A 22,151-nucleotide genomic window follows, 5' to 3' on the forward strand; every position below is an offset into this window, starting at 1 on the left:
GGCCCGCAGGCCGGCTTCTTCGTATCCGCAAGCTGGTACCGGGAGGGGGACTTGAACCCCCACGCCCTTTCGGGCATCGAATTTTGAGTCCGACGCGTCTACCGATTCCGCCATCCCGGCAGGGCGGCTTCAGTATACGTCAGCCGCGGACACCCCGTGAAGGCGCCGGCGGGGCGCGGGGATTCGCCGCCGTGCGGCGGCCCTGATACTATCGCCGGCTGTTCGGTAACGGCACGGCCCCAATGGATCGCAGCGACTTCCACTTCGAACTGCCCGACGAGCTGATCGCCTCCCGCCCGTTGGCGGAGCGGACCGCGAGCCGGCTGCTTTGCCTGGACGGCGAGACCGGTGCGGTTGCCGACCGCCGGTTCACCGATATCGCGGGGCTGCTTGCACCCGGGGATCTGCTCGTACTCAACGACACCCGTGTCATCCCCGCGCGCCTGCATGGCTGCAAGGAGAGCGGCGGGCGTGTGGAGGTGCTGGTCGAGCGCCTGACCGGCGAGCACGAGGCGCTGGCGCACCTGCGCGCGAACAAGACGCCGAAGCCGGGGGGACGGCTGGTGCTGGAGGGCGGGATCGAGGCGGAGGTCGTCGCGCGCGAGGACGCGCTCTTCCGGCTGCATTTCGCCGGCGACACGCCGCTGCTCGAGCTGCTCGAGCGCCACGGTCACATGCCCCTGCCGCCATATATCCGCCGGCCGGACGAGGGCCTGGACCGCGAGCGCTACCAGACCGTGTTCGCCGAGCGCCCCGGTGCCGTCGCGGCGCCCACGGCGAGCCTGCATTTCGACGAGTCGCTGCTGGCCGGGCTCGCCGGTGCCGGCGTGGAGGCCGCGCGCGTTACCCTGCACGTGGGGGCGGGGACGTTCCAGCCGGTCCGCGAGGCGGACATTACGCGTCATCACATGCACAGCGAGTGGCTGAACGTGCCGGCGGACACAGCCGCAGCGGTGGCGCGTACCCGCGAGCGTGGCGGCCGGGTGGTGGCGGTGGGCACGACGGTGGTGCGCGCGCTGGAGACCTGCGCCCGCGCCGGCACGCCGGCGGCATTCAGCGGCGAGACCGATATCTTCATTTACCCCGGCTATCGCTTCCGCGCGGTGGACGCGATGATCACCAACTTCCACCTGCCGGAATCGACCCTGATCATGCTGGTCAGCGCCTTTGCCGGCCGCGAGCACGTGCTCGCGGCCTACCGCCACGCCGTCGAGGCGCGCTACCGGTTCTTCAGCTACGGAGACGCGATGTTCATCCAGCCGCCCAGCCCGGAGGCCCGGGCATGAGCGTGGACTTCGAGATCGCGGCGCGCAGCGGCCGCGCCCGCCGGGGCACGCTGACCTTTTCCCGGGGGGGCTCGGTGCCGACACCGGCGTTCATGCCGGTGGGGACGTACGGCACGGTCAAGGCGATGACGCCGGAGGAGCTCGAGGAGCTCGGCGCCGGCATCATCCTCGGCAACACCTTCCACCTCTGGCTCCGGCCGGGCACGCGGATCATTCGTGCCCACGGCGATCTCCACGACTTCATGGGCTGGGACGGGCCGATCCTCACCGACTCCGGCGGCTTCCAGGTGTTCAGCCTGGGCCGGACGCGCCGGATCACCGAGGCCGGCGTGCACTTCCGCTCGCCGGTGGACGGGGCGAAGGTGTTCATGGGGCCGGAAGAGTCGATGACCGTGCAGCACGACCTCGGCTCGGACATCGTGATGATCTTCGACGAATGCACGCCGTATCCGGCGAGCGAGGCCGAGGCGCGCACCTCGATGGAGCGCTCGCTGCGCTGGGCGGCCCGCTCGCGGGCCCGTCACGACGAGCTCGGCAATACCAACGCCCTGTTCGGCATCGTTCAGGGCGGGGTCCACGAGGGTCTGCGCACGGCCTCGCTCCAGGGGCTCACGGAGATCGGCTTCGACGGCTATGCCATCGGCGGCCTCGCCGTGGGTGAGCCCGCCGAGGAGCGCCACCGCGTGCTCGAGCACCTGGAGCCCCAGCTGCCCGCCGGCCATCCGCGCTATCTCATGGGCGTGGGCAAGCCGGAAGACATCGTCGAGGCGGTGCGCCGCGGCGTGGATATGTTCGACTGCGTCATCCCCACGCGTAACGCGCGCAACGGCTTTCTCTACACCGAGACCGGGGTGCTTCGCATCCGCAATGCGCGCCACGCGGAAGATATCCGACCCATCGATGAAACCTGTGGCTGTTATACGTGTCGACACTACTCACGGGCCTACCTGCGGCACCTGGACCGTTGCAGGGAAATCCTGGGGGCACGGCTGAACACCCTGCACAACCTGTACTATTTCCAGCGGCTGATGACGGGAATCCGTTCGGCGATCGAGGCGGACCGCTTCGAGGACTGGGCGGCGTCGTTCTACGCCAAGCGCCGGGGGCTGTGACATAATGCGCGACTTTGCGGGTCACCCGGGAGGCGGTGGCCGCGGAGTTGATACGTCAATGATATCGAGGAGACTCGTATGGACTTCCTGATTTCCGATGCCCTAGCCCAGGGGCAGGGCGGGGCCGCACCGGGCGGTACGCTCACCAGTCTGATCTTTCCCGTTGCCCTGATCGTCATCTTCTACTTCCTGCTGATCCGTCCCCAGCAGAAGCGCGCCAAGGAGCACAAGAAGCTCGTCGAGGGCCTCGCCAAGGGCGACGAGATCGTCTCCAGCGGCGGGCTCGCCGGCAAGGTGACCGATGTCGGCGAGAACTTCGCCAGCGTCGAGATCGCCCCGAATGTCGAGATCCGGCTGCAGAAGAGTGCCGTGGCGCAGGTGCTGCCCAAGGGCACGCTCAAGCAGAAGCTGGAGAAGGCCGACAGCGGCCAGGACAAGTCGGGGAAGAAAGCCGGCAAGTCGGACGAGCAGTAATCCCGCCGCGACCAGGGAGTCGGCATGACCAACCGCTATCCGCTCTGGAAGTACCTCATCCTTGCGGTCGTGCTCGTGGTGGGGGTGATCTACGCGCTGCCGAACCTCTTCGGCTCGGACCCGGCGCTGCAGATATCCACTGAGTCCGGTGACCCTCCGGCGGAGACCGTGCAGCAGCGCGTCGTCGACCGCATCGAGGGCATGGGACTGGCAGTCAAGGGCACCGAGGTGCGCGAGGGCCGCTTCCTGGTCCGCCTCAACAACACCGAGGCCCAGCTCGCCGCCAAGGACGAGCTGGACGTCTCTCTGGGGCCGAAGTACACGGTCGCGCTCAACCTCGCGCAGTCCACACCGGACTGGCTGCGGGCGCTGGGGGCGCGGCCGATGTTCCTCGGCCTCGACCTGCGCGGCGGTGTTCACTTCCTCATGGAGGTGGACACCGATGCGGCGATCCAGCAGCACATGGATCGCTATACCAACGAGTTCCGCAAGGCGCTGCGCGAGGCGCGCGTGCGCTATACGGACATCAGCGAGGATGGCACCAGCCTGCGCCTGGGCTTCGATGCCGCCCAGGAGCGCGAGCAGGCCTTCCAGGTCCTCAGCGACGACTACCGTGAGCTCGAGTTCACCTCGGACGAGTCCGACGGGCAGTTCTGGATGCGTGCGAAGCTGCCGGAGAAGCAGGTCCAGGAGATCGTCGACTTCGCCGTCGAGCAGAACATCACCACCCTGCGCAACCGGGTCAACGAGCTCGGCGTGGCCGAGCCGGTGATCCAGCGCCAGGGTCGCAGCCGCATCGTGGTCCAGCTCCCGGGTGTGCAGGACACCGCCCGCGCCAAGGACATCCTCGGCGCCACGGCGACGCTCGAGTTCCGGCCCGTGGACATGGACAACTTCCCCTACCAGGGCGGTGCGGACGGCCCGGTGCCGCCGGGCTCGGAGGTGTACCCGCGCCAGGACGGCGGCTACGTGATGCTCGAGGACAACGCCATCCTCACCGGCGAGTACATCACCGACGCGCAGTCCGGGCTTGATCAGCGCACCGGCCAGCCGGAGGTGACCATCCGCCTCAACGCCGCCGGCGGCGACCTCATGACCCGGTTCTCGGCCCAGCACGTCAACGATTACATGGCGGTGCTGTTCATCGAGACCCAGACGGTGACCCAGCGCGTCAACGGCGAGGTGCAGCGTCGCCAGCAGACCGACCGCAAGGTCATCAGCGTCGCCCAGATCCAGGAGCAGCTCGGCAGCCGCTTCCGGATCACCGGGCTGGGGAACCCGCGGGAGGCGCGCAACCTGGCGTTGCTGCTGCGGGCCGGCTCCCTCGCCGCGCCGCTGCAGATCGTCGAGGAGCGGACCATCGGCCCGAGCCTGGGCCAGGAGAACATCGACCAGGGCCTCGCCGCCGTGGTGGTCGGCTTCCTGCTCGTGGTCGCGTTCATGGCGCTTTACTACAAGGTCTTCGGCCTGATCGCCGACGTGGCGCTGCTGCTGAACCTCGTGCTCATCGTCGCCGCGTTGTCGCTCCTGCAGGCCACGCTCACGCTGCCCGGCATCGCCGGCATCGTGCTGACCGTGGGTATGGCCGTGGACGCCAACGTGCTGATATTCGAGCGTGTACGCGAGGAGATACGGGCCGGGGCCTCGGCGCGGACCGCCATCGACTCCGGCTACGGCAAGGCGTTCTCGACCATCGCCGACGCGAACATCACGACGCTGATCGCAGCGATCGTGCTCTTCGCCTTCGGTACCGGCCCGGTCAAGGGCTTCGCGGTCACCCTGTCCATCGGCATCGTGACATCGATGTTCACCGCGATCATGGGCACCCGCGGGCTGGTGAATCTCATCTACGGCGCCCGCCGCAAGGCGCGGCTCTCGATCTAGGGCGAGGTCCAGCATGAACCTGTTCAAACGTGACACGCAGATCGACTTCCTGGGCAAGCGGCGCATCGCGTTCGTCGTCTCGCTCGTCCTGCTCCTGATCGCCGTGGGCTCGCTCGCCGTGCGCGGGCTGAACTTCGGGCTCGACTTCACCGGCGGCACGCTGGTGGAGATCGGTTACCAGAAGCCGGTGTCCCTGGACGAGGTGCGAAGCGAGATCGGGGACGCCGGGTTCACCAGCGCCGTGGTCCAGCATTTCGGCACCGCCAAGGACGTGCTCATCCGGGTGCCCCCGGAGGGGGCCACGGGGCAGCGTGTCGGTGACCGCATCCTCGCCGCCGCCCGCGGCGGCGACCGCCAGCCGGAGCTGCGGCGGGTGGAGTTCGTCGGGCCACAGGTGGGCGATCAGCTCAAGGAGCAGGGCGGACTGGCGATGCTCTACGCGCTCGCCGGCATTCTCGCCTACGTTGCTTTCCGCTTCGAATACCGCTTCGCCCTGGGGGCGGTGGCGGCGCTGGTGCACGACGTGACCATCACCCTGGGCTTCTTCTCGGTGACGGGCGTGGAGTTCGACCTCACGGTGCTCGCCGCGTTGCTCGCGGTGATCGGTTACTCGCTCAACGACACCATAGTGGTGTTCGATCGTATCCGGGAGAACTTCGTACGCGTACGCAAGGGCACCCCGGTGGACGTGGCGAATATGTCGCTGAACCAGACCCTCTCGCGCACGTTGATGACCTCCGCGACGACGCTGCTGGTCGTCATCGCGCTGGCGGTGCTGGGCGGTGAGCTCATCCGGCCGTTCTCGGAGGCGCTGCTCGTGGGTATCGGCGTCGGGACCTACTCCTCGATCTTCGTGGCGAGCGCCCTGGCGCTGCGCCTCGGGGTGAGCAAGGAGGACCTGATCCCGCCGGAGAAGGAGGGCGCGGACCAGGAGAACCATCCCTGATCCGCGGTTCGCGGGGCGGCCCGGCCCGGGCGGCCCCGCGGCGGTGTGCTAGCGGCGCAGCGCCTCGGTGAGATGGGGGCGGATGGTGCCGAGCAGGCTGCCGTGCAGCTTCAGGCTGCCCGCGACCACGTTGCCGCTGTCGAGATACCCGGTCTCGCCGGTGAAGTCCGTCACCAGGCCGCCGGCCTCCTGCACCATCAGCGCCCCGGCGGCGATGTCCCAGCGGCTGAGCCCCAGCTCCCAATAGCCGTCCAGCCGGCCGCAGGCCACGTAGGCGAGGTCCAGTGCGGCCGATCCGGCCCGCCGGATGTCACCGGCATGCTCCATCGCATCCGCGAACATCCCCAGGTAGGCGGGTTTGTGCTCGGGGTGACGGAAGGGAAAGCCGGTGCCGAGCAGTGCGCCGTCGATGCTGCCCCGCTCGCGCATGCGGATGCGCCGGCCCTCGAGGGTCGCGCCGCCGCCGCGGTTGGCGGTGAACAGCTCCTGGCGCACCGGGTCGTAGATCACCCCCGCCTCCAGCTGTCCGCGGTGGAGCACGGCGATGGAGACCGCGAAATGCGGGAAGCCGTGCAGGAAGTTGGTGGTGCCATCGAGGGGGTCGATGAGCCAGACATAGTCGGCATTCGCCTCGCCGCCACCTTCCTCGCCGATGATGGCGTGGTCCGGGTAGGCGCGGCGCAGCGTGGACACGATCTCGCGCTCGGCCATGATGTCCACGTCGCTGACGAAGTCGTTCGCCCCCTTGCTCTCCACGCGCACGCGGTCGAGCCGGTCGAGGTTGCGGACAATGACGTTACCGGCGCTGCGCGCGGCGCGCACAGCGATATTCACCATCGGATGCATTGGGGATCGCCTATTCCGGCCAGCAATGGACAGCCGTAAAGCGTAACAGCAATAATGCGCGCCTGTCCTGTCCGGAGCCAGCGGGGATGCTCGATCACGTTCAGGTGCTGCTTGTCGGCACCACCCATCCCGGTAACGTCGGCGCCGCGGCGCGGGCGCTCAAGACCATGGGCCTCTCGCGCCTGGCGCTGGTCGCGGCCTGCGCGGTCGACGACCACGCCCGCGCCAACGCCGGCGCCGCCACGGACGTGCTGGACGCCGCGACCGTTACGGCGGATGTGGATACCGCGCTCGCCGGTGCCGGCCGGGTCTTCGGCGTCAGCGCGCGACCGCGCCGTCACGGCGTGCCCGCGCTCAGCCCCCGGGACGCGGCGGCGGAGATCGCCGGTGCGCCGGATACACCGGTGGCGGTGATGTTCGGGCGCGAGCACTCCGGGCTGACCAACGAGGAGATCGGGCGGTGCCATCGCCTGGTCCATATCCCCGCCAATCCCGACTATGCCTCGCTCAATCTGGCCGCGGCGGTGCAGGTCGTGTGCTACGAGCTGCGCCTTGCCGCGGCAGGGGCGGCGCTGCCGACGGCGGGGGTGGACGACGCGCCGGCCTCGGCGAATCACCTCGCCGGGCTCTACGACCACCTGGCGCGGGTCATGGCGGCCAGCGGTTACGCGGCGGCGGCGGACCAGAAACACCTCATGCAGCGCCTGCGCCGGCTGTTCAACCGGGCGGTGCCGGAGCACACGGAGGTGAACATCCTTCGCGGGATCCTCGCCGCGGTGGAGCGCAGGCTCCCGCCGCCGGATGGCCGGGAATGAATCCGTACCGTTATACTGCATGCATGATTGCCATGCTGCCCGGTCCCGGCCGTTTCTCGTGTAGCCGGCCCGGATAGCGCCCCGGCGGTGCTATCCGGGCCGGCGCGGGGCCCGCACGTGCCGGTGCTCCGCGTCCCGTGGGCCGCTCAACCATCCACCGGCATCGATACGGGGCCTCCCTTCATCATGTTCGACCGCATCAAGCAAGATATCGCCTGCGTCTTCGACCGTGACCCGGCGGCGCGCAACGTCTTCGAGGTGCTCACCTGCTATCCCGGCGTGCACGCGCTGATCTTCCACCGCTGCAACCACTGGCTGTGGCAGCGCGGCGTGCGCTGGCTGGCACGGTTCCTCTCGCTGTTCGCCCGCTGGGTCACCGGCATCGAGATTCACCCCGGTGCCCGTATCGGCGAGCGGTTCTTCATCGATCACGGCCTGGGTATCGTCATCGGCGAAACCGCGGAGATCGGCGACGACTGCACGCTCTACCAGGGCGTGACCCTCGGCGGGACCTCCTGGGAGAAGGGCAAACGCCACCCGACGCTGGGCGATAACGTCATCGTCGGTGCCGGGGCGAAGATCCTCGGGCCGATCACCCTGGGCGACGGCTCCCGCGTGGGTTCCAACGCCGTGGTGGTCAAGGACGTGCCGGAGGGCGCGACGATGATCGGCGTCCCCGCGCGGGTGGCCCGGCGGCCGGAGCCCGTTACCGAGGAGGACCGCCGGCGCGAGGCGACCGCGCGGCGCATCGGTTTCGATGCCTATGGCGCCACCCGCGACATGCCCGACCCGGTGGCCAACGCCATCAACGCCATCCTGGACCATGTCCACACCACGGACGAGCGCCTCGAGGAGATGTGCCGCGCCATGCGCAAGCTCGGCGCCGAGGTCAGCGACGAGCGTCTGCCCGAGCTTGGTGACTGCGGCATGCAGACCGGGGCCGGCGAGGAGACCGAGGAGGCCTCCGGCGAGGCGTCCGGTGCGGACGACTCGGAGAGCCCCCGCACCGGCACGCACTGATGACGGATCCCGGCCCGGTCTATCTCGACTACGCGGCGACCACCCCGCTGGACCCGGCGGTTCTGGCCGCGATGCGACCGTGGCTGGAGGGGCTGGCCGGGAACCCGGCGAGTGCCCACGCGGTGGGCCGGCATGCCGCCGCCGCGGTGGCGCAGGCCCGTGCCCGGGTCGCCGGGGCCCTGGGGGCGTCGGCCGACGAGATCGTGTGGACCTCCGGGGCGACCGAGGCCGACAACCTCGCGATCAAGGGGGCGGCGCGTCACCAGCACGCGCGCGGACGCGGTGATCATCTCGTCACCCTGGCCACCGAGCACCGCGCGGTGCTGGCGAGCTGTGAGGCCCTGGAGCGCGAGGGGTTCACGGTGACGCGGGTGCCGCCGGAGTCGGACGGCGGCGTGAGCGCCGGGGCGCTCGCCGCCGCGCTGACCGCGCGCACGGTCCTGGTGTCGGTGTCCGCGGTGAACAACGAGACCGGCGTGATCCCCGACCTGGCGGCCATCGCCGAACGGGTGAAGGGGCACGGCGCGCTGCTGCATGTCGATGCGGCCCAGGCCCTCGGCCGGGTGTCGCTGGACGTCTCCGGGCTGCCTGCCGACCTGGTCTCGCTTTCGGCCCACAAGTGCTATGGCCCCCAGGGCGTGGGGGCGCTGTATGTCCGTCGTCGCCCGCGGGTCCGGCTCATGCCGCTGCTCCATGGCGGCGGCCAGGAGGGGGGGCTGCGGCCGGGCACGGTGCCCGTGGCGCAGGTGGTCGGTATGGGGGCGGCAGTGGCGCGGTGCGTGCGCAACGCGGCCCGGGACGGCCGTCACCTGGAGGCGCTGCGGGGTCGCCTGCTTGCCGGCCTGGCCGAGATCGGCGGTGTGATCCTCAACGGGCGTCGGGATGGTTCGCCGCATATCGTCAATGTCTCGTTTCCCGGGGTGCATGGCGCCGCGCTTGCCGGCCTGCTGGACGGCCTGGCGGTCTCCGCGGGCTCGGCCTGTGCGGCGGCCGTGCCGGCGCCGTCCCACGTGCTGCGCGCCATGGGCCGGCCGGATGCCCTGGCCCACGCCTCGCTGCGCCTCAGCCTGGGCGGGCCGACCACTGCCGGGGAGGTCGATCGGGCGGTGGCGGTGATCGGTGCTGCGGTGGGGCATCTGCGCGGCTTCTCACCGGTGTGGCAACGCCTCGCCGCCGGCGAGACGATCCAGTCGGTCTACGGGACCCGCACTCCGTTGGTGTCGATATGACGGGCTGCGGGGCGATACCGCTGGATCCCGCAGTGGCGTTGACATACGGCGGGGCCGTGGCCGCACGTTTCGCCGCCCCCGCTCATGCCGGCCGTCCCGATGGGACCGGCTGGCTCTCGGGGGAGGCCGGCCGGGTGCCGGCCGGCGTGACGGTGAGGATCTGGCTGCGCGGCGACACGGCCGGCGGTGTCACCGCCGCGCGTTTCGAGGCGTTCGGCGATCCGGCGGTGATCGCCGCCGCGGACTGGCTATGCGACGAGATCGCCGGCCGGCCGCTGACGGAACTCGGGGGGCTGACAGCCCGTCGAATCAGTGAGGCACTGGCCATTCCCGCGGCCCATATGGATGGTACGCTGGTGGTTGAAGACGCGCTCGCCGCCGCGGCCGAGCGGCTCGCGGCCATCGGCGGGCGGTCCGGCGACGACGGAGGTTGTGGCAAATGAGTATTCAGGTAACCGATCGCGCGGCGGCGCACATCCGCCGCTCCGTAGCGGGACGCGATGACGCCGTGGGCCTGCGGCTCGGGGTTCGCACGTCCGGCTGCTCCGGGTTCATGTACACCGTTGACTACGCCGATGCCGTCGGCGAGGACGATACCGTATTCGACGTCGGTGACGTCCGGGTCGTGGTGGACCGCAAGAGCCTGCCGTTCATCGAGGGCATGGAGGTCGACTTCGTGCGCGAGGGCCTCAACGAGCGGTTCGCGTTCCGCAATCCCAACGCTACCGCCGAGTGCGGTTGCGGCGAGAGCTTCTCCGTGGCGTGAGCCGGTCGCCGGGGGCTCAATTGCCCGGTCCGGCGCCCCGGGTTAGACTGTTCGCCTTTAGCCGGCGCCCTCGTCCGGGGGTGCCGGCGAGCCTCGTTAACATCCTGGAATCCACTGCGACCGAACACGGAGTAGCCGCATGGCCGTTGAACGCACCCTCTCCATCGTCAAGCCCGACGCCGTGGCGAAAAACGCGATCGGCGAGATCTACAGCCGCTTCGAGAAGGCGGGTCTGCAGATCGTCGGCGCGAAGATGCTGCACCTCAGCCGCGAGCAGGCCGAGGGCTTCTACGCGGTGCACCGCGAGCGGCCGTTCTTCGACGCGCTGGTCTCGTTCATGACCTCGGGGCCGGTGATGGTGCAGGTGCTCGAGGGCGACGACGCGATCCGCAAGAACCGCGAGATCATGGGTGCGACCAACCCGGCCGAGGCGGCCGCGGGTACCATCCGTCACGATCTCGCCGAGACCATCGACGCGAACGCCGTCCACGGTTCCGACGCGGCCGAGACGGCCAAGACCGAGATCGAGTTCTTTTTTGGCGACGATGAGCTCTGCGCCCGTAGTTGATGCCAACCCCGGTGATGCGCCGGGTCGGGTGAACCTGCTCGACCTGGACCGCCAGGGCCTGCAGCGGTTCTTCGCCGATCTCGGCGAGAAACCGTTTCGCGCCGTGCAGCTGCTCAAGTGGCTGCACCAGCGCCGTGTGCTCGACTTCGAGTCGATGACCGATCTCAGCAAGTCGCTGCGCGCGCAGCTGCACCGGCACGCCGAGGTCCGTCTGCCGAGCCCGGTATTCGATCAGGAGTCCCGGGACGGCACGCGCAAGTGGGTCCTGTCGCTGGAGGGCGGCAACGCCATCGAGACGGTGTTCATCCCCGAGAACGACCGCGGCACGCTGTGCGTGTCCTCCCAGGTCGGCTGCGCGCTCGACTGCACCTTCTGCTCCACCGCCCAGCAGGGGTTCAACCGCAACCTCTCCACGGCGGAGATCATCGGCCAGGTGTGGTTCGCCCAGTCCGCGCTCGACGCCGAGGGGCGCGGCCGCCGGGTGACCAATGTGGTGCTCATGGGCATGGGCGAGCCGCTGGCGAACTACCGGAACGTGGTGCCGGCGACCCGGCTGATGGTCGATCAGCACGCCTACGGGCTTTCCCGGCGGCGCGTGACGCTGTCCACCTCCGGGCTTGTGCCGAACCTGCGCCGGCTCGCGGGCGAGAGCGACATCAGCCTGGCGGTGTCCCTGCATGCGCCCAACGACGCCCTGCGTGACGAGATCGTGCCGGTGAACCGGCGTTATCCCCTGGCAGAGCTGCTCGACGCCTGCCGGCAGTACGTGGCGAATACGCCCCACCGCCGCATCACCTGGGAGTACGTGATGCTCGACGGCGTGAACGACAGCGACGGCCACGCCCGGGAGCTGGCGCGGTTGCTCGAGGGCATCCCCTCGAAGATCAACCTCATCCCCTTCAATCCGTTCCCCGGCGCGGCGTACGAATGCTCGCCGGCGGAGCGGATCCAACGCTTCGCCTCGCTGCTGCAGCGCGCCGGCTACATCACCACGGTGCGCCGGACCCGGGGGGAGGATATCGACGGGGCCTGCGGCCAGCTCGTGGGCGAGGTCTCGGACCGCCTCCGCCGGCATCCCCGCTGGGGCCGTTCCGCCCCGGAGGGTGCGGCATGAGGGGTGTCTGGCTGGCGGTGGTGCTGGCACTCGGGCTGAGCGCCTGTGCGAACGTGCCCCAGCAGGAGCCCGCGCCGGATTCGCAGCCCAAGACCGACAGCCAGCAGGCGGCCAGCGCCAATACCCAGCTCGGCGTGCGCTACCTGCAGCAGGGCGAGCCCCGGCAGGCGTTGCGCAAGCTGCGCAAGGCGCTGCGCCAGGATCCGGACAACGCGGACGCGCACACGGTGACCGGGATCGTCTACGAGCGCCTGGACCGGCCCGAGCAGGCCGAGAAGCACTACCGGCGCGCCGTGGAGCTCGACGGTAACAACGGCACGGCGCTCAATAACTACGGACGCTTCCTGTGTGACCGCGGCGATGTCGACCGCGGCCTGACGATGTTCGACCGCGCGGCGGACAATCCGCTCTATGACCGCGTCGCGGTGGCCCTGACCAACGCCGGCAACTGCGCGCTCAACGCTGGCCGAAAGGACGTCGGGGAGGACTACCTCCTGCGCGCCCTGGAAGCGAACAAGACCTTCCCGCCGGCCCTGCTGCGCATGGCACGCCTGCGCTACGAGCAGGGCCATTACCTCAACGCGCGCGCCTTCTACCAGCGCTACCTCGATGCCGCGCCGCAGACCGCCCAGTCCGCGTGGCTCGGCCTGCGCATCGAGCACGAGCTCGGCAACCAGGATGCGGTGGCGAGCTACCGGCTGCTGCTGAACAATCGTTTCCCCGAATCGCCGGAGACGCGCCAGATGCTGGAGTGGGAGAGCGATGGCAAGCTTTGATTCACCCGTGGCGGAGGCCCCTGAGGAAACCGGCGGGCATGGACCCGGCCGGCGTCTGCGCCTGGCCCGCGAGCGCCGGGAACTCGCTGTCGGCGCGGTGGCCGACGCCCTGCACCTGCACCGCCACGTGGTGGTGGCGATCGAGGAGGATCGCTACGACGATCTGCCGCCGGTGACCTTCACCCGCGGCTATATCCGCTCCTACGCGCGGTTTCTGGAGCTGCCGGAAACCGAGATCCTCGAGGCCTTCGACCGCCTGGGCGTCCGCGACGCCTCGCCGACGTTCACGCCCCCGGGCTCCGAGAGTGGGCCGCGGCGGGGGGCAGGCCTGCCCGCCGGCACGCCCTGGCTGCTGGTCGTGCTCGTGGTGGCGGTGCTCGCCGTGGCCGGGTGGTTCTGGTTCAACGACGACGGTTTCGGTGCCCTGATCGGCCGGGACCAGCCCGAGGTCGGGGCGTCGGCGCCCGCGGCGAGCGGTACGGTCGAGCAGCAGGGCGCCAACGCGACGGAAGGCTCCGGCGGGGCCGCCTCCGGTGTTGAGGGGGACGCTGTGACGGGCACAGGGAGCAGTGCGGCCTCTGCCCCGCCGGAGGACGCCGGCGTGGCGGCATCCGGTGAGCAGACCGGCATTACCGGCGCCGGCGATACCGGGACCGGAGGCGCCGGGTCGACGGGTACCGCGCCGGAGGTCGGTGACTCGGCGGCTGCGGGTGCGCCTGAAAGCGGTACGGAATCGCCGGCGGCCGCGGATACCGGCACGTCGTCCGGCACGGCGCGTGGTGCGTCCGCCGCGGACGCGGCGTCCGGGGTTGCCATGACCGGCGCAGACGCCGCTGTCGGGAACGGGGCTGCCGGCACCACGGCGGCGGCCGCTGGCGAAGAGGATGGGGGAGACGGGGCCGGCCCCGCGCCGGCGGGAAGCGACCGTCTGACCTTCGAGTTTACCGGCGAGTCCTGGATGGAGGTCACCGACGCCGCCGGCGACCGTCTGCTGTTCGGGCTGGTCGGCGGCGGCGAGACCCGCACGGTGACCGGTGAGCCGCCGTTCGAGATCGTTGTCGGCGACGTCAGCGTGGTCTCGCTGAGCCACGACGGCCAGGCTGTCCCCCTCGCGGACCGCGCCAACGGACGCGTCGCCCGTTTCACCCTGGGCGAGTCGCGCTGACCGCCGAACCCAATCATCACGGAGAACGACTTGAGCAGTAGCCTGCAGAGCCTGCGTGGCTTCGCGGACATTCTCCCCGGCGCGAGCGCGCTCTGGCGCGATGTCGAGCAGCGCCTTCGCCGGACGGTGTCCGCCTACGGTTACCAGGAGATCCGGCTGCCGGTGCTGGAGCGCACTGAGCTGTTCGCCCGCTCCATCGGCGAGATCACCGACATCGTCGAGAAGGAGATGTACACCTTCGAGGACCGCAACGGTGAGAGCCTGACCCTGCGCCCCGAGGGCACCGCCGGCTGCGTGCGAGCGGCCCTGCAGCACGGGCTGCTGCACGGCGCGCAGCCGCGGCTCTGGTACATGGGGCCGATGTTCCGCTACGAGCGCCCGCAGAAGGGGCGCTTCCGGCAGTTCCACCAGATCGGGGCGGAGGTCTTCGGCCTCGACGGCCCGGACGTGGATGCGGAGATGATCCTGATGACCGGGCGCATGCTCCGGGCCATCGGCCTTACCGACGTGCGCCTGGAGATCAACAGCCTCGGTACGCCGGAGGCGCGCCGGGCGTACCGCGAGCGCCTCCAGGCGCACCTGCGCAAGCACGAGGACGTCCTCGACGACGACGCGCGCCGGCGCCTGGAGAGCAACCCGCTGCGCGTGCTGGACAGCAAGAACCCGGCGATGCGCGAGGTCATCGCCTCGGCGCCGAGCCTGCTGGACGCGCTGGACGAGGAGTCCGAGGCGCACTTCGGGCGCCTGCGCGAGCTGCTCGACGCCGCCGGCCAGCCGTACACCGTCAACGAGCGCCTGGTTCGCGGTCTGGACTACTACAGCCGCACCGTTTTCGAGTGGGTGAGCGACCGTCTCGGTGCCCAGGGCACCGTGCTCGCCGGTGGGCGTTACGACGGACTGGTCGCCCAGCTCGGCGGCCGGGCGACCCCGGCCATCGGCTTCGCTGCCGGTATCGAGCGCCTGGTGGCGCTGGTGGCGGATGCGGAGGCCGATGCGGCCGAAGGGGCGGCGCCCGCGGTGGACGCCTACATGGTGATCATGGGCGAGGCGCCCCGCGGTGAGGCGATGCGTCTTGCCGAGCGTCTGCGCGACCGGCTGCCGGCGCTGCGGCTGCAGCTCAACAGCGGCGGCGGCTCGTTCAAGAGCCAGTTCAAGCGAGCCGATCGCAGCGGTGCCCGGTACGCGCTGATCGTGGCCGAGGAGGAGCTGGCGGAGGGCCGGGTCGGGCTCAAGGACCTGCGCGGCGAAGGCGATCAGGTGCGGCTCGACGAGGATGCGCTGGTCGGGCAGCTCGCTGCCGTGGCGACCCGGCGTGACGACATCAACGGAGGGGGCTGACGTGGCATACACCACCGAAGAGGAACAGCTTGAGGCGCTCCGGCGCTGGTGGCACGAGAACGGCCGGGCCGTGATTGCGGGCGTGATCATCGCGGTTGCCGCGGTGGTCGGCTGGCAGCAGTGGGAGTCCTGGCAGGAGCGCAGCGCCATGGAGGCGTCGGCGCGCTACGACGCGCTCAACGAGGCGGTGGCCGAGGATCGCCCGGACGCCGTCGAGCAGGCGGTGGAGGCGCTGCGTGCAGACTCCGGCGACAGTCCCTACGCCGTTCTCGGCAGCCTGGCGGCGGCCAAGTACTTCGCCGGCCGGGGCGACCTCGAGGCGGCCCGGGCGCGGCTGGACTGGGCGCGCAACAACGCTTCCAGCGATGCCCTGCGGCAGGTCGCGCGGCTGCGTCTCGCGGAGGTTCAGCACGCCCTCGGTGACGGCAAGGGCGCCCTGGCGACCCTCGAGCCGGTGCCGGGTGGACCGTTCGCGGCCCGTTACCAGGAGCTGCGCGGCGATATCCTCGTGGCGCTGGACCGTCACGACGACGCGATCGAGGCCTATCGTGCAGCCATGGACAGCGAGCCCGGCAGCCAGCGCAGCCAGTACGTGCGGGTGAAGCTCAATGACCTCGGTGCCGAGGTCGGGGAGGCCTCATGATGTCGCGGATAGCCCGGCTTTCCCTGGCCCTCGTGCTCGGCTCGGCCCTCGTCGGTTGCGCCACGCCCGACGCCTTCGAGGCGACGGATCCGCCCGGCGGCGTGTCCGTCGCGGGCGGTCTGGAACCGGAGATGGTGTGGTCCCGCGATGTGGGCGAGGCCGGCGGTCTGCATGACCGGCTGGAGCCCGCCTACTCGGACGAGCGGATCTATGCGGCGGGCGCCGACGGCACGGTCTACGCGTTCGATGCCGAGAACGGACGGACCGAGTGGACCCAGGACCTGGGCGCCCCCCTGTCCGGCGGACCGGCGGCCGGGCACGGCCTGGTGGTGATCGGCACGCGCAAGGGCGAGGTCATCGGCCTGTCCGCCGACGACGGCGAGGTGCTCTGGCGCTCCGGGGTCACCAGCGAGGTCCTCGCGCCGGCGGCGATCGGCGACGACGTGGTCGTGGTCCGGACCAACGACGGGCGCGTGTTCGCCCTGGAGCCGGACAGCGGTGAGCGCCGCTGGCTCTACGACCGCAACGTCCCGACCCTGACCGTGCGCGGGCACAGCGCCCCGGTGATCGCCGAGGGCGGTGCCATCGTCGGTTTCGACAACGGCCGCCTGGTGGCGCTGTCGCTGAGCGAGGGCACTCCCGTCTGGGAGGCGTCCGTGGCCGTGCCCAAGGGGCAGACCGATCTGGACCGGATGATCGACATCGACGCCGATCCCCTCGTGGCGCGGGATGCGGCGTTCGCCGTGGCCTACCAGGGCCGTGTGGCCGGTGTGGCGCTCAAGAGCGGCCAGGTGGTCTGGGCCCGCGAGCTCTCCGGGAACGCCGGTCTGGCGCTCGCCGGGCGTCGTCTCATCGTGCCCGATACCGGGGGCCGTGTCTGGGCGCTTGATCCGTCCAACGGCGCTTCGCTGTGGCGCCAGGACGCCCTGTCCGGTGAGGCCCTCGCCGGCCCCGCGATCCAGGACGGGTACGTCGTGGTGGCGGGTGATGACGGTTACCTGAGCTGGCTGAACGCGGACAGCGGCGAGATCCTGGCGCGGCGACATGCCGCGGATACCCGCATCACGGTCGCCCCGCTGGTCGTGGGTCACCGGCTCTATACCCTCTCCACCGGCGGCCAGCTTCAGTCCTGGTCCCTGCCGGGCTCGTGATCGCGACGGCATGTGCCTGATCGTCGTCGCGGCGGGCCACCACCCCCGCTACCCGCTGGTGGTGGCGGCCAACCGCGACGAGTTCCATGAACGCCCCGCCGCGCCGGCGGCGTGGTGGGACGACCCGCCGGTGCTGGCGGGGCGCGACCTGCGTGCCGGCGGCACCTGGTTTGCGGTGGACCGGCGCGGCCGTTTCGCCGCGGTCACGAACTTCCGCGATCCCTCCACCGAGGCGGCGCCGCGCTCCCGCGGCGAGCTGCCCGCGGCGATGCTTGCCCACGAACGCCTCGAAGCCGGTCTCGACGCACTGGCCGGCGTCGCCGGCCAGTACGGCGGTTTCAATCTGCTCTCCGGTGACGCGCACGGCGGCGGGCTCGTGCACCTGTGTAACCGGACCGGCGAGTCACAACGGCTCGGGCCGGGGCTGTATGGCCTGAGCAACCACACCCTGGACACCCCCTGGCCCAAGGTCCGGCGGGCCCGTGACGGGCTGGCGGAGTTGCTGGCAGCGGACGCCGTCGACGCCGGCGTGCTTCTCGAGCTGCTTCACGATCGCCGCGGCGTTCCCGACGACGCGCTCCCGGATACCGGTGTCCCGCTGGAGTGGGAGCGCCTGCTGGCACCGGCGTTCATCGTCAGCGAGCGCTACGGGACCCGTGCCTCTAGCGTTTACATCGTCGCCGACGACGGTACTGCGACCTTCGTCGAGCGGCGTTTTGACCCGGCCGGCCGGCCGACGGGGGAGACCCGGGAGGCCTTCCGCGTCATGGGCTGACGGTCGGCGGGCCCGGCGGGCAGGTTACCCGGCGCATCGGCGCGTTCGCGTGGTCCCCCGGGCTGAATTGCGCCCCCCGGGGGCGGGTGATAGGCTCGTTGGCCTCCGTCCGGAGGGTCCCTCCGGACCCGGCCGTCGGGCTTCGCCCCGGCCGCGAGCGAAAACGCCAGCGAGCGACATTGGAGGAGTTCGACTCATGCGCATCATTCTTCTGGGCCCCCCGGGGGCGGGTAAAGGGACTCAGGCGCAGGCCCTGTGCGAGACCTACGGCATTCCGCAGATCTCCACCGGGGATATGCTGCGCGCCGCCGTCAAGGCGGGTACGCCCCTCGGCCAGGAGGCCAAGAAGGTCATGGACAGCGGCGGGCTGGTCTCCGACGAGATCATCATGGGCCTGATCAAGGAGCGCGTGGCCGAGCCGGACTGCGCCAACGGCTTCCTCTTCGACGGCTTTCCGCGCACCATCGCCCAGGCCGACGCCCTGGCGGCGGAGGGCATCCGCATCGACAACGTCGTCGAGATCCAGGTGCCGGACGAAGAGATCGTCCAGCGTATGACCGGGCGGCGCGTGCATCCCGGCTCCGGGCGGGTCTATCACGTCGAGCATAACCCGCCGAAGGCGGCGGGCCGCGACGACGAGACCGGCGAGGAGCTGGTCCAGCGCGACGACGACCGCGAGGAGACGGTCCGCAAGCGCCTGGAGGTCTACCATGAGCAGACCCGTCCGCTGGTCGACTACTATCGCGATCTCGCCGGAAAGGGCGGGCCGGATGCGCCGAAGTACGTGAGCGTGGACGGCCGCGGCAGCGTCGAGGACGTGCAGGCGCGTATCCGCGCCGAGCTCGTCGACTGAGCCCCGATAACGCGGGCGGGCTGCGTCCAGTCCCGCCCGCGTGCGTATTCCGGCCCGGCCCCGTGTCGTGCCGGACGTTCCGGCGGGGCGGCTAGTCCCCGCCCCGGCCATGACTGGCCAGCCGGCGCAGTGCGTCGGCCAGCCGTGGGTCGTCACAGCCCTCGGCGGTGGTCTCCAGCAGGCGGGCGTTCGTGCCACTCAGCCGCCGAGGCGGCGCACGACGGGTGCGCAGTCGCGGCGGCTCGACGGTGATCCGGCACGTACGGGGGCGCTGGTCGATCAGCGATGCGGCGGCCTCCAGCAGCTCCCCCTGCCGGTATCGCAGCTGGGTGGCCCAGATCGGAGAGTGTGCAACCAACGCCAGGGCATCGCGGTCCAACCCGGCGAGGCGCCACTGGCCGTGTAGCTCATCGGGCAGCACGCGCTGGAGCCGGCGTTGCCACCGGGTCGTCTCCCGGGTGCGTGCGCCGAGCCGTTCCAGCACGGTGTTGCCCCGGTGCAGGACCCCGCGCAGGACCTTCGGACGACCGTTGCCGCGCTGATCCGCCGGCATTAGTGACCCTGCTAATGGATGGATGAATACGCTATAGTAGCGCCCTGTCGCGAAGTGGACTACCGCTTTCAGCCCGCACCCATGCCAGCTCGGATGACGTCCATATGTTAGGTGCCATTACCAAGAAGGTCTTCGGCAGTCGCAATGACCGCGTAGTTCGCCGGATGCGCAAGACGGTGCAGCGCATCAACGACCTCGAGGAATCCGTCCAGAAGCTCGACGATGACGCCCTGGCCGGGCGTACCGCGGTGTTCCGCGAGCGTCTCGAGGCCGGCGAGAGCCTGGACGACCTCCTGCCCGAGGCGTTCGCCACCGTGCGCGAGACGGCCCGCCGGGTGCTCGGGATGCGCCACTTCGACGTCCAGCTCATCGGCGGCATGGTGCTCCATGAGGGCCGGATCGCCGAGATGAAGACCGGTGAGGGCAAGACCCTGGTCGCCACGCTGGCCGCCTATCTGAACGCGTTGCCGCGCACCGGGGTGCACGTGGTCACGGTCAACGACTACCTGGCCCGGCGCGACGCCGAGTGGATGGGACGGGTCTATCGCTTCCTGGGCCTGGAGGTCGGGGTCGCGGTGCCGGGAATGGACCCCGAGGACAAGCGCGCCGCCTACGCCGCGGACATCACGTACGGGACCAACAACGAATTCGGCTTCGACTACCTCCGCGACAATATGGCCCTGCGCCTCGAGGAGCGGGTCCAGCGCGGCCGCGGTTTCGCCATCGTCGACGAGGTGGACTCCATCCTCATCGACGAGGCGCGTACCCCGCTGATCATCTCCGGACAGGCGGAGCAGTCCAGCGAGCTCTACCAGCGTATCGACCAGCTCGTGCCCCGCCTCACCCGGCAGGAGGAGGAAGAGGGGCCTGGTGATTTCAGCGTCGACGAGAAGGCCCGCCAGGTCTATCTCACCGAGGACGGCCAGGAGCGCGCCGAGCAGATCCTCAAGGAGAGCGGCCTGCTCAAGGCGGACGAGAACCTCTACGACGCCCGCAACATCTCGCTGGTCCACCACCTGAACGCGGCACTGCGCGCCCACGCGATCTTCCAGCGCGACGTCCACTACCTCGTGCGCGATGGCCAGATCGTGATCGTCGACGAGTTCACCGGCCGTGCGATGCCGGGGCGGCGCTGGGGCGACGGTCTGCACCAGGCGGTCGAGGCGAAGGAGGGGGTCGAGATCCAGGCCGAGAACCAGACGCTCGCCTCGATCACGTTCCAGAACTACTTCCGTCTCTACGACAAGCTCTCCGGCATGACCGGTACCGCCGACACCGAGGCATACGAGTTCCAGCACATCTACGGCCTGGAGGTGGTGGTCATTCCCACCAACAAGCCGATGGTCCGCGAGGACCACCACGACCTCGTCTACCTGAACCAGAAGGACAAGTACGGCGCGATCCTCGAGGACATCCGGGACTGCCACCAGCGCGGGCAGCCGGTGCTGGTCGGCACCACTTCCATCGAGGCCTCGGAGCTGCTCTCCCGCGAGCTCAGGAAGGCCAACGTCCCCCACGAGGTGCTCAACGCCAAGCAGCACGAGCGCGAGGCGGGCATCATCGCCCAGGCGGGCCGCCCGGGGGCGGTGACCATCGCCACCAACATGGCCGGCCGCGGCACGGACATCGTGCTCGGCGGCAATCTCGACGCGGAAATCGCGGAGCTCGGCGACGACGCCGCCGAGGAGGCGGTGGAGGGCCAGCGCGCGGACTGGCAGGCCCGACACGACGCGGTCATCGAGGCCGGCGGCCTGCACGTGATCGGCACGGAGCGCCACGAGTCCCGGCGCATCGACAACCAGCTCCGCGGCCGTTCCGGCCGTCAGGGTGATCCGGGCTCGACCCGCTTCTATCTCTCCCTGGAGGACAGCCTGCTGCGCATCTTTGCCTCCGAGCGCGTCTCGGGGCTGATGCAGCGGCTCGGCATGGAGGAGGGTGAGGCCATCGAGAGCGGCATGGTCTCGCGGGTCATCGAGAACGCCCAGCGCAAGGTCGAGGGCCACAACTTCGACATGCGCAAGCACCTGCTCGAGTACGACGACGTCGCCAACGACCAGCGCAAGGTGGTCTACCAGCAGCGCGATGAGCTGCTGCGCTCGGAGGACATCTCCGAGACCATCGAGGCGATGCGCGGTGACGTCGTCGAGGCGGTGATCAGCGAGCACATCCCGCCGGGCAGCATCGACGAGCAGTGGGACGTCGCCGGCCTCGAGGAGGCACTCGCCGCCGAGTTCAACGCCCGGCTGCCGGTGCAGCAGTGGCTCGACGAGGAGGACGACCTCCACGAGGAGACGCTACGCGAGCGCATCCACGAGCACATCGCCGAGCAGTACCGTCAGAAGGAGGCGGAGATCGGCAGTGATCTCATGCGCCAGGTCGAGCAGAGCTTCCTCCTGCAGGTGCTCGACTCCCACTGGAAAGATCACCTCGCCGCGATGGACCACCTGCGCCAGGGCATCCAGCTGCGCGGCATGGCCAGCCGCGACCCCAAGCAGGAGTTCAAGCGCGAGGCCTTCGCGATGTTCCAGGAGATGCTCGAGGGCATCAAGCGCGAGACCATCAAGATCCTCAGTCACGTCCACGTGCGCTCCGAAGAGGAGACGCGTGCCGCGGAGGAGGAGCGCCACGCCCGCGAGCAGGCCTCCATGCGGGCCCAGCACGCCGAGGCGAGCGCCATGAGCGATGCCTCCGGCGAGGAGGGCGCGGGCGCCGCCGCGGAGAGTGGGGAGAGCGGGACGTTCGTGCGTGACGGCCGCAAGGTCGGGCGCAACGAGCCTTGCCCCTGCGGCTCCGGGCGCAAGTACAAGCACTGCCACGGCCGGCTGGCGGGCTGATCC

Annotated in this window: 22 protein-coding genes and 1 tRNA gene; 20 read left to right on the forward strand and 3 right to left on the reverse strand. The window is 70.3% G+C overall.

Annotated elements, in window-relative coordinates:
* Window positions 1-33: 33 nt before the first annotated feature.
* Window positions 34-120, reverse strand: a tRNA-Leu gene (locus tag C516_RS0105090).
* 122 nt (window positions 121-242) lie between these two features.
* Between C516_RS0105090 and queA the strand changes: the two genes are divergently transcribed.
* The 5 genes from queA (at window position 243) to secF (ending at window position 5,702) form a co-directional block, all read left to right on the forward strand.
* Window positions 243-1,286 (forward strand): tRNA preQ1(34) S-adenosylmethionine ribosyltransferase-isomerase QueA, encoded by a 1,044-nt coding sequence (gene queA / locus C516_RS0105095; RefSeq protein WP_018717279.1) that lies wholly within the window; start codon window positions 243-245, stop codon window positions 1,284-1,286.
* Window positions 1,287-1,288: 2 nt separating this feature from the next.
* Complete coding sequence (tgt, locus tag C516_RS0105100; RefSeq protein ID WP_211210584.1) at window positions 1,289-2,398, forward strand: tRNA guanosine(34) transglycosylase Tgt; 1,110 nt, start codon at window positions 1,289-1,291, stop codon at window positions 2,396-2,398.
* Between the two features lie 78 nt (window positions 2,399-2,476).
* The gene (yajC, locus tag C516_RS18600; protein ID WP_018717281.1) at window positions 2,477-2,872 is read left to right on the forward strand and encodes a preprotein translocase subunit YajC; all 396 of its coding nucleotides are present in this window, start codon (window positions 2,477-2,479) and stop codon (window positions 2,870-2,872) included.
* 24 nt (window positions 2,873-2,896) lie between these two features.
* A complete protein-coding gene (gene secD, locus C516_RS0105110) occupies window positions 2,897-4,756 on the forward strand; it encodes a protein translocase subunit SecD (RefSeq protein ID WP_018717282.1) in 1,860 nt (619 codons plus the stop codon).
* 13 nt (window positions 4,757-4,769) lie between these two features.
* Window positions 4,770-5,702: a protein translocase subunit SecF gene (gene secF, locus C516_RS0105115; protein WP_018717283.1), complete on the forward strand. Its 933-nt coding sequence runs from the start codon at window positions 4,770-4,772 to the stop codon at window positions 5,700-5,702.
* Window positions 5,703-5,750: 48 nt separating this feature from the next.
* On the opposite strand, the gene C516_RS0105120 is transcribed toward secF, so the two are convergent.
* Entirely contained in the window at window positions 5,751-6,548 is a 798-nt protein-coding gene (locus C516_RS0105120) for an inositol monophosphatase family protein (RefSeq protein ID WP_018717284.1), read from the reverse strand.
* Window positions 6,549-6,634: 86 nt separating this feature from the next.
* Between C516_RS0105120 and C516_RS0105125 the strand changes: the two genes are divergently transcribed.
* The 14 genes from C516_RS0105125 (at window position 6,635) to adk (ending at window position 18,761) form a co-directional block, all read left to right on the forward strand.
* Window positions 6,635-7,363 (forward strand): RNA methyltransferase, encoded by a 729-nt coding sequence (locus tag C516_RS0105125; RefSeq protein ID WP_018717285.1) that lies wholly within the window; start codon window positions 6,635-6,637, stop codon window positions 7,361-7,363.
* Window positions 7,364-7,549: 186 nt separating this feature from the next.
* Window positions 7,550-8,383, forward strand: a complete 834-nt coding sequence (cysE, locus tag C516_RS0105130) for a serine O-acetyltransferase (protein ID WP_018717286.1) — start codon at window positions 7,550-7,552, stop codon at window positions 8,381-8,383.
* The gene (locus C516_RS0105135; protein WP_018717287.1) at window positions 8,383-9,612 is read left to right on the forward strand and encodes a cysteine desulfurase family protein; all 1,230 of its coding nucleotides are present in this window, start codon (window positions 8,383-8,385) and stop codon (window positions 9,610-9,612) included. The genes cysE and C516_RS0105135 overlap by 1 nt, the downstream gene beginning before the upstream one ends.
* Complete coding sequence (locus tag C516_RS18605) at window positions 9,609-10,055, forward strand: iron-sulfur cluster assembly scaffold protein (RefSeq protein WP_084594086.1); 447 nt, start codon at window positions 9,609-9,611, stop codon at window positions 10,053-10,055. Before C516_RS0105135 ends, C516_RS18605 begins: the two co-directional genes overlap by 4 nt.
* A complete protein-coding gene (locus C516_RS0105145) occupies window positions 10,052-10,378 on the forward strand; it encodes a HesB/IscA family protein (RefSeq protein WP_018717289.1) in 327 nt (108 codons plus the stop codon). The genes C516_RS18605 and C516_RS0105145 overlap by 4 nt, the downstream gene beginning before the upstream one ends.
* Window positions 10,379-10,517: 139 nt before the next feature.
* Window positions 10,518-10,946: a nucleoside-diphosphate kinase gene (gene ndk / locus C516_RS0105150; protein WP_018717290.1), complete on the forward strand. Its 429-nt coding sequence runs from the start codon at window positions 10,518-10,520 to the stop codon at window positions 10,944-10,946.
* Complete coding sequence (rlmN, locus tag C516_RS0105155; RefSeq protein ID WP_051088194.1) at window positions 10,924-12,060, forward strand: dual-specificity RNA methyltransferase RlmN; 1,137 nt, start codon at window positions 10,924-10,926, stop codon at window positions 12,058-12,060. Before ndk ends, rlmN begins: the two co-directional genes overlap by 23 nt.
* The gene (gene pilW, locus C516_RS0105160; protein WP_018717292.1) at window positions 12,057-12,836 is read left to right on the forward strand and encodes a type IV pilus biogenesis/stability protein PilW; all 780 of its coding nucleotides are present in this window, start codon (window positions 12,057-12,059) and stop codon (window positions 12,834-12,836) included. The genes rlmN and pilW overlap by 4 nt, the downstream gene beginning before the upstream one ends.
* A complete protein-coding gene (locus C516_RS0105165) occupies window positions 12,823-14,001 on the forward strand; it encodes a RodZ domain-containing protein (RefSeq protein ID WP_084594087.1) in 1,179 nt (392 codons plus the stop codon). The genes pilW and C516_RS0105165 overlap by 14 nt, the downstream gene beginning before the upstream one ends.
* Window positions 14,002-14,031: 30 nt before the next feature.
* Window positions 14,032-15,339 (forward strand): histidine--tRNA ligase, encoded by a 1,308-nt coding sequence (gene hisS / locus C516_RS0105170; protein WP_018717294.1) that lies wholly within the window; start codon window positions 14,032-14,034, stop codon window positions 15,337-15,339.
* Between the two features lies 1 nt (window position 15,340).
* A complete protein-coding gene (locus C516_RS0105175; protein ID WP_018717295.1) occupies window positions 15,341-15,982 on the forward strand; it encodes a YfgM family protein in 642 nt (213 codons plus the stop codon).
* Entirely contained in the window at window positions 15,982-17,133 is a 1,152-nt protein-coding gene (gene bamB / locus C516_RS0105180) for an outer membrane protein assembly factor BamB (RefSeq protein WP_018717296.1), read from the forward strand. The genes C516_RS0105175 and bamB overlap by 1 nt, the downstream gene beginning before the upstream one ends.
* A 10-nt stretch (window positions 17,134-17,143) precedes the next feature.
* A complete protein-coding gene (locus C516_RS0105185) occupies window positions 17,144-17,908 on the forward strand; it encodes an NRDE family protein (RefSeq protein WP_018717297.1) in 765 nt (254 codons plus the stop codon).
* A 196-nt stretch (window positions 17,909-18,104) separates the two neighbouring features.
* A complete protein-coding gene (adk, locus tag C516_RS0105190; protein WP_018717298.1) occupies window positions 18,105-18,761 on the forward strand; it encodes an adenylate kinase in 657 nt (218 codons plus the stop codon).
* 91 nt (window positions 18,762-18,852) lie between these two features.
* Here adk and C516_RS20365 read toward each other — a convergent pair whose 3' ends face one another.
* Entirely contained in the window at window positions 18,853-19,314 is a 462-nt protein-coding gene (locus tag C516_RS20365; RefSeq protein WP_018717299.1) for a DciA family protein, read from the reverse strand.
* Between the two features lie 104 nt (window positions 19,315-19,418).
* On the opposite strand from C516_RS20365, the gene secA reads away from it, so the two are divergent.
* The gene (secA, locus tag C516_RS0105200; protein ID WP_026320958.1) at window positions 19,419-22,148 is read left to right on the forward strand and encodes a preprotein translocase subunit SecA; all 2,730 of its coding nucleotides are present in this window, start codon (window positions 19,419-19,421) and stop codon (window positions 22,146-22,148) included.
* Window positions 22,149-22,151 lie beyond the last annotated feature (3 nt).

It is taken from the genome of Arhodomonas aquaeolei DSM 8974 (assembly GCF_000374645.1).
Lineage (GTDB): Bacteria > Pseudomonadota > Gammaproteobacteria > Nitrococcales > Nitrococcaceae > Arhodomonas > Arhodomonas aquaeolei.

Excerpts from the sequence above, each read along its gene's own strand:
- rlmN (WP_051088194.1), top strand. The coding sequence starts at position 10,924 with ATGAGCTCTGCGCCCGTAGTTGATGCCAACCCCGGTGATGCGCCGGGT.
- C516_RS0105185 (WP_018717297.1), top strand. The coding sequence starts at position 17,144 with ATGTGCCTGATCGTCGTCGCGGCGGGCCACCACCCCCGCTACCCGCTG.
- C516_RS0105125 (WP_018717285.1), top strand. The coding sequence starts at position 6,635 with ATGCTCGATCACGTTCAGGTGCTGCTTGTCGGCACCACCCATCCCGGT.
- yajC (WP_018717281.1), top strand. The coding sequence starts at position 2,477 with ATGGACTTCCTGATTTCCGATGCCCTAGCCCAGGGGCAGGGCGGGGCC.
- C516_RS0105145 (WP_018717289.1), top strand. The coding sequence starts at position 10,052 with ATGAGTATTCAGGTAACCGATCGCGCGGCGGCGCACATCCGCCGCTCC.
- C516_RS18605 (WP_084594086.1), top strand. The coding sequence starts at position 9,609 with ATGACGGGCTGCGGGGCGATACCGCTGGATCCCGCAGTGGCGTTGACA.
- pilW (WP_018717292.1), top strand. The coding sequence starts at position 12,057 with ATGAGGGGTGTCTGGCTGGCGGTGGTGCTGGCACTCGGGCTGAGCGCC.
- C516_RS20365 (WP_018717299.1), bottom strand. The coding sequence starts at position 19,314 with ATGCCGGCGGATCAGCGCGGCAACGGTCGTCCGAAGGTCCTGCGCGGG.
- C516_RS0105120 (WP_018717284.1), bottom strand. The coding sequence starts at position 6,548 with ATGCATCCGATGGTGAATATCGCTGTGCGCGCCGCGCGCAGCGCCGGT.
- bamB (WP_018717296.1), top strand. The coding sequence starts at position 15,982 with ATGTCGCGGATAGCCCGGCTTTCCCTGGCCCTCGTGCTCGGCTCGGCC.
- secD (WP_018717282.1), top strand. The coding sequence starts at position 2,897 with ATGACCAACCGCTATCCGCTCTGGAAGTACCTCATCCTTGCGGTCGTG.
- secF (WP_018717283.1), top strand. The coding sequence starts at position 4,770 with ATGAACCTGTTCAAACGTGACACGCAGATCGACTTCCTGGGCAAGCGG.
- C516_RS0105165 (WP_084594087.1), top strand. The coding sequence starts at position 12,823 with ATGGCAAGCTTTGATTCACCCGTGGCGGAGGCCCCTGAGGAAACCGGC.
- adk (WP_018717298.1), top strand. The coding sequence starts at position 18,105 with ATGCGCATCATTCTTCTGGGCCCCCCGGGGGCGGGTAAAGGGACTCAG.
- cysE (WP_018717286.1), top strand. The coding sequence starts at position 7,550 with ATGTTCGACCGCATCAAGCAAGATATCGCCTGCGTCTTCGACCGTGAC.
- queA (WP_018717279.1), top strand. The coding sequence starts at position 243 with ATGGATCGCAGCGACTTCCACTTCGAACTGCCCGACGAGCTGATCGCC.
- C516_RS0105135 (WP_018717287.1), top strand. The coding sequence starts at position 8,383 with ATGACGGATCCCGGCCCGGTCTATCTCGACTACGCGGCGACCACCCCG.
- secA (WP_026320958.1), top strand. The coding sequence starts at position 19,419 with ATGTTAGGTGCCATTACCAAGAAGGTCTTCGGCAGTCGCAATGACCGC.
- ndk (WP_018717290.1), top strand. The coding sequence starts at position 10,518 with ATGGCCGTTGAACGCACCCTCTCCATCGTCAAGCCCGACGCCGTGGCG.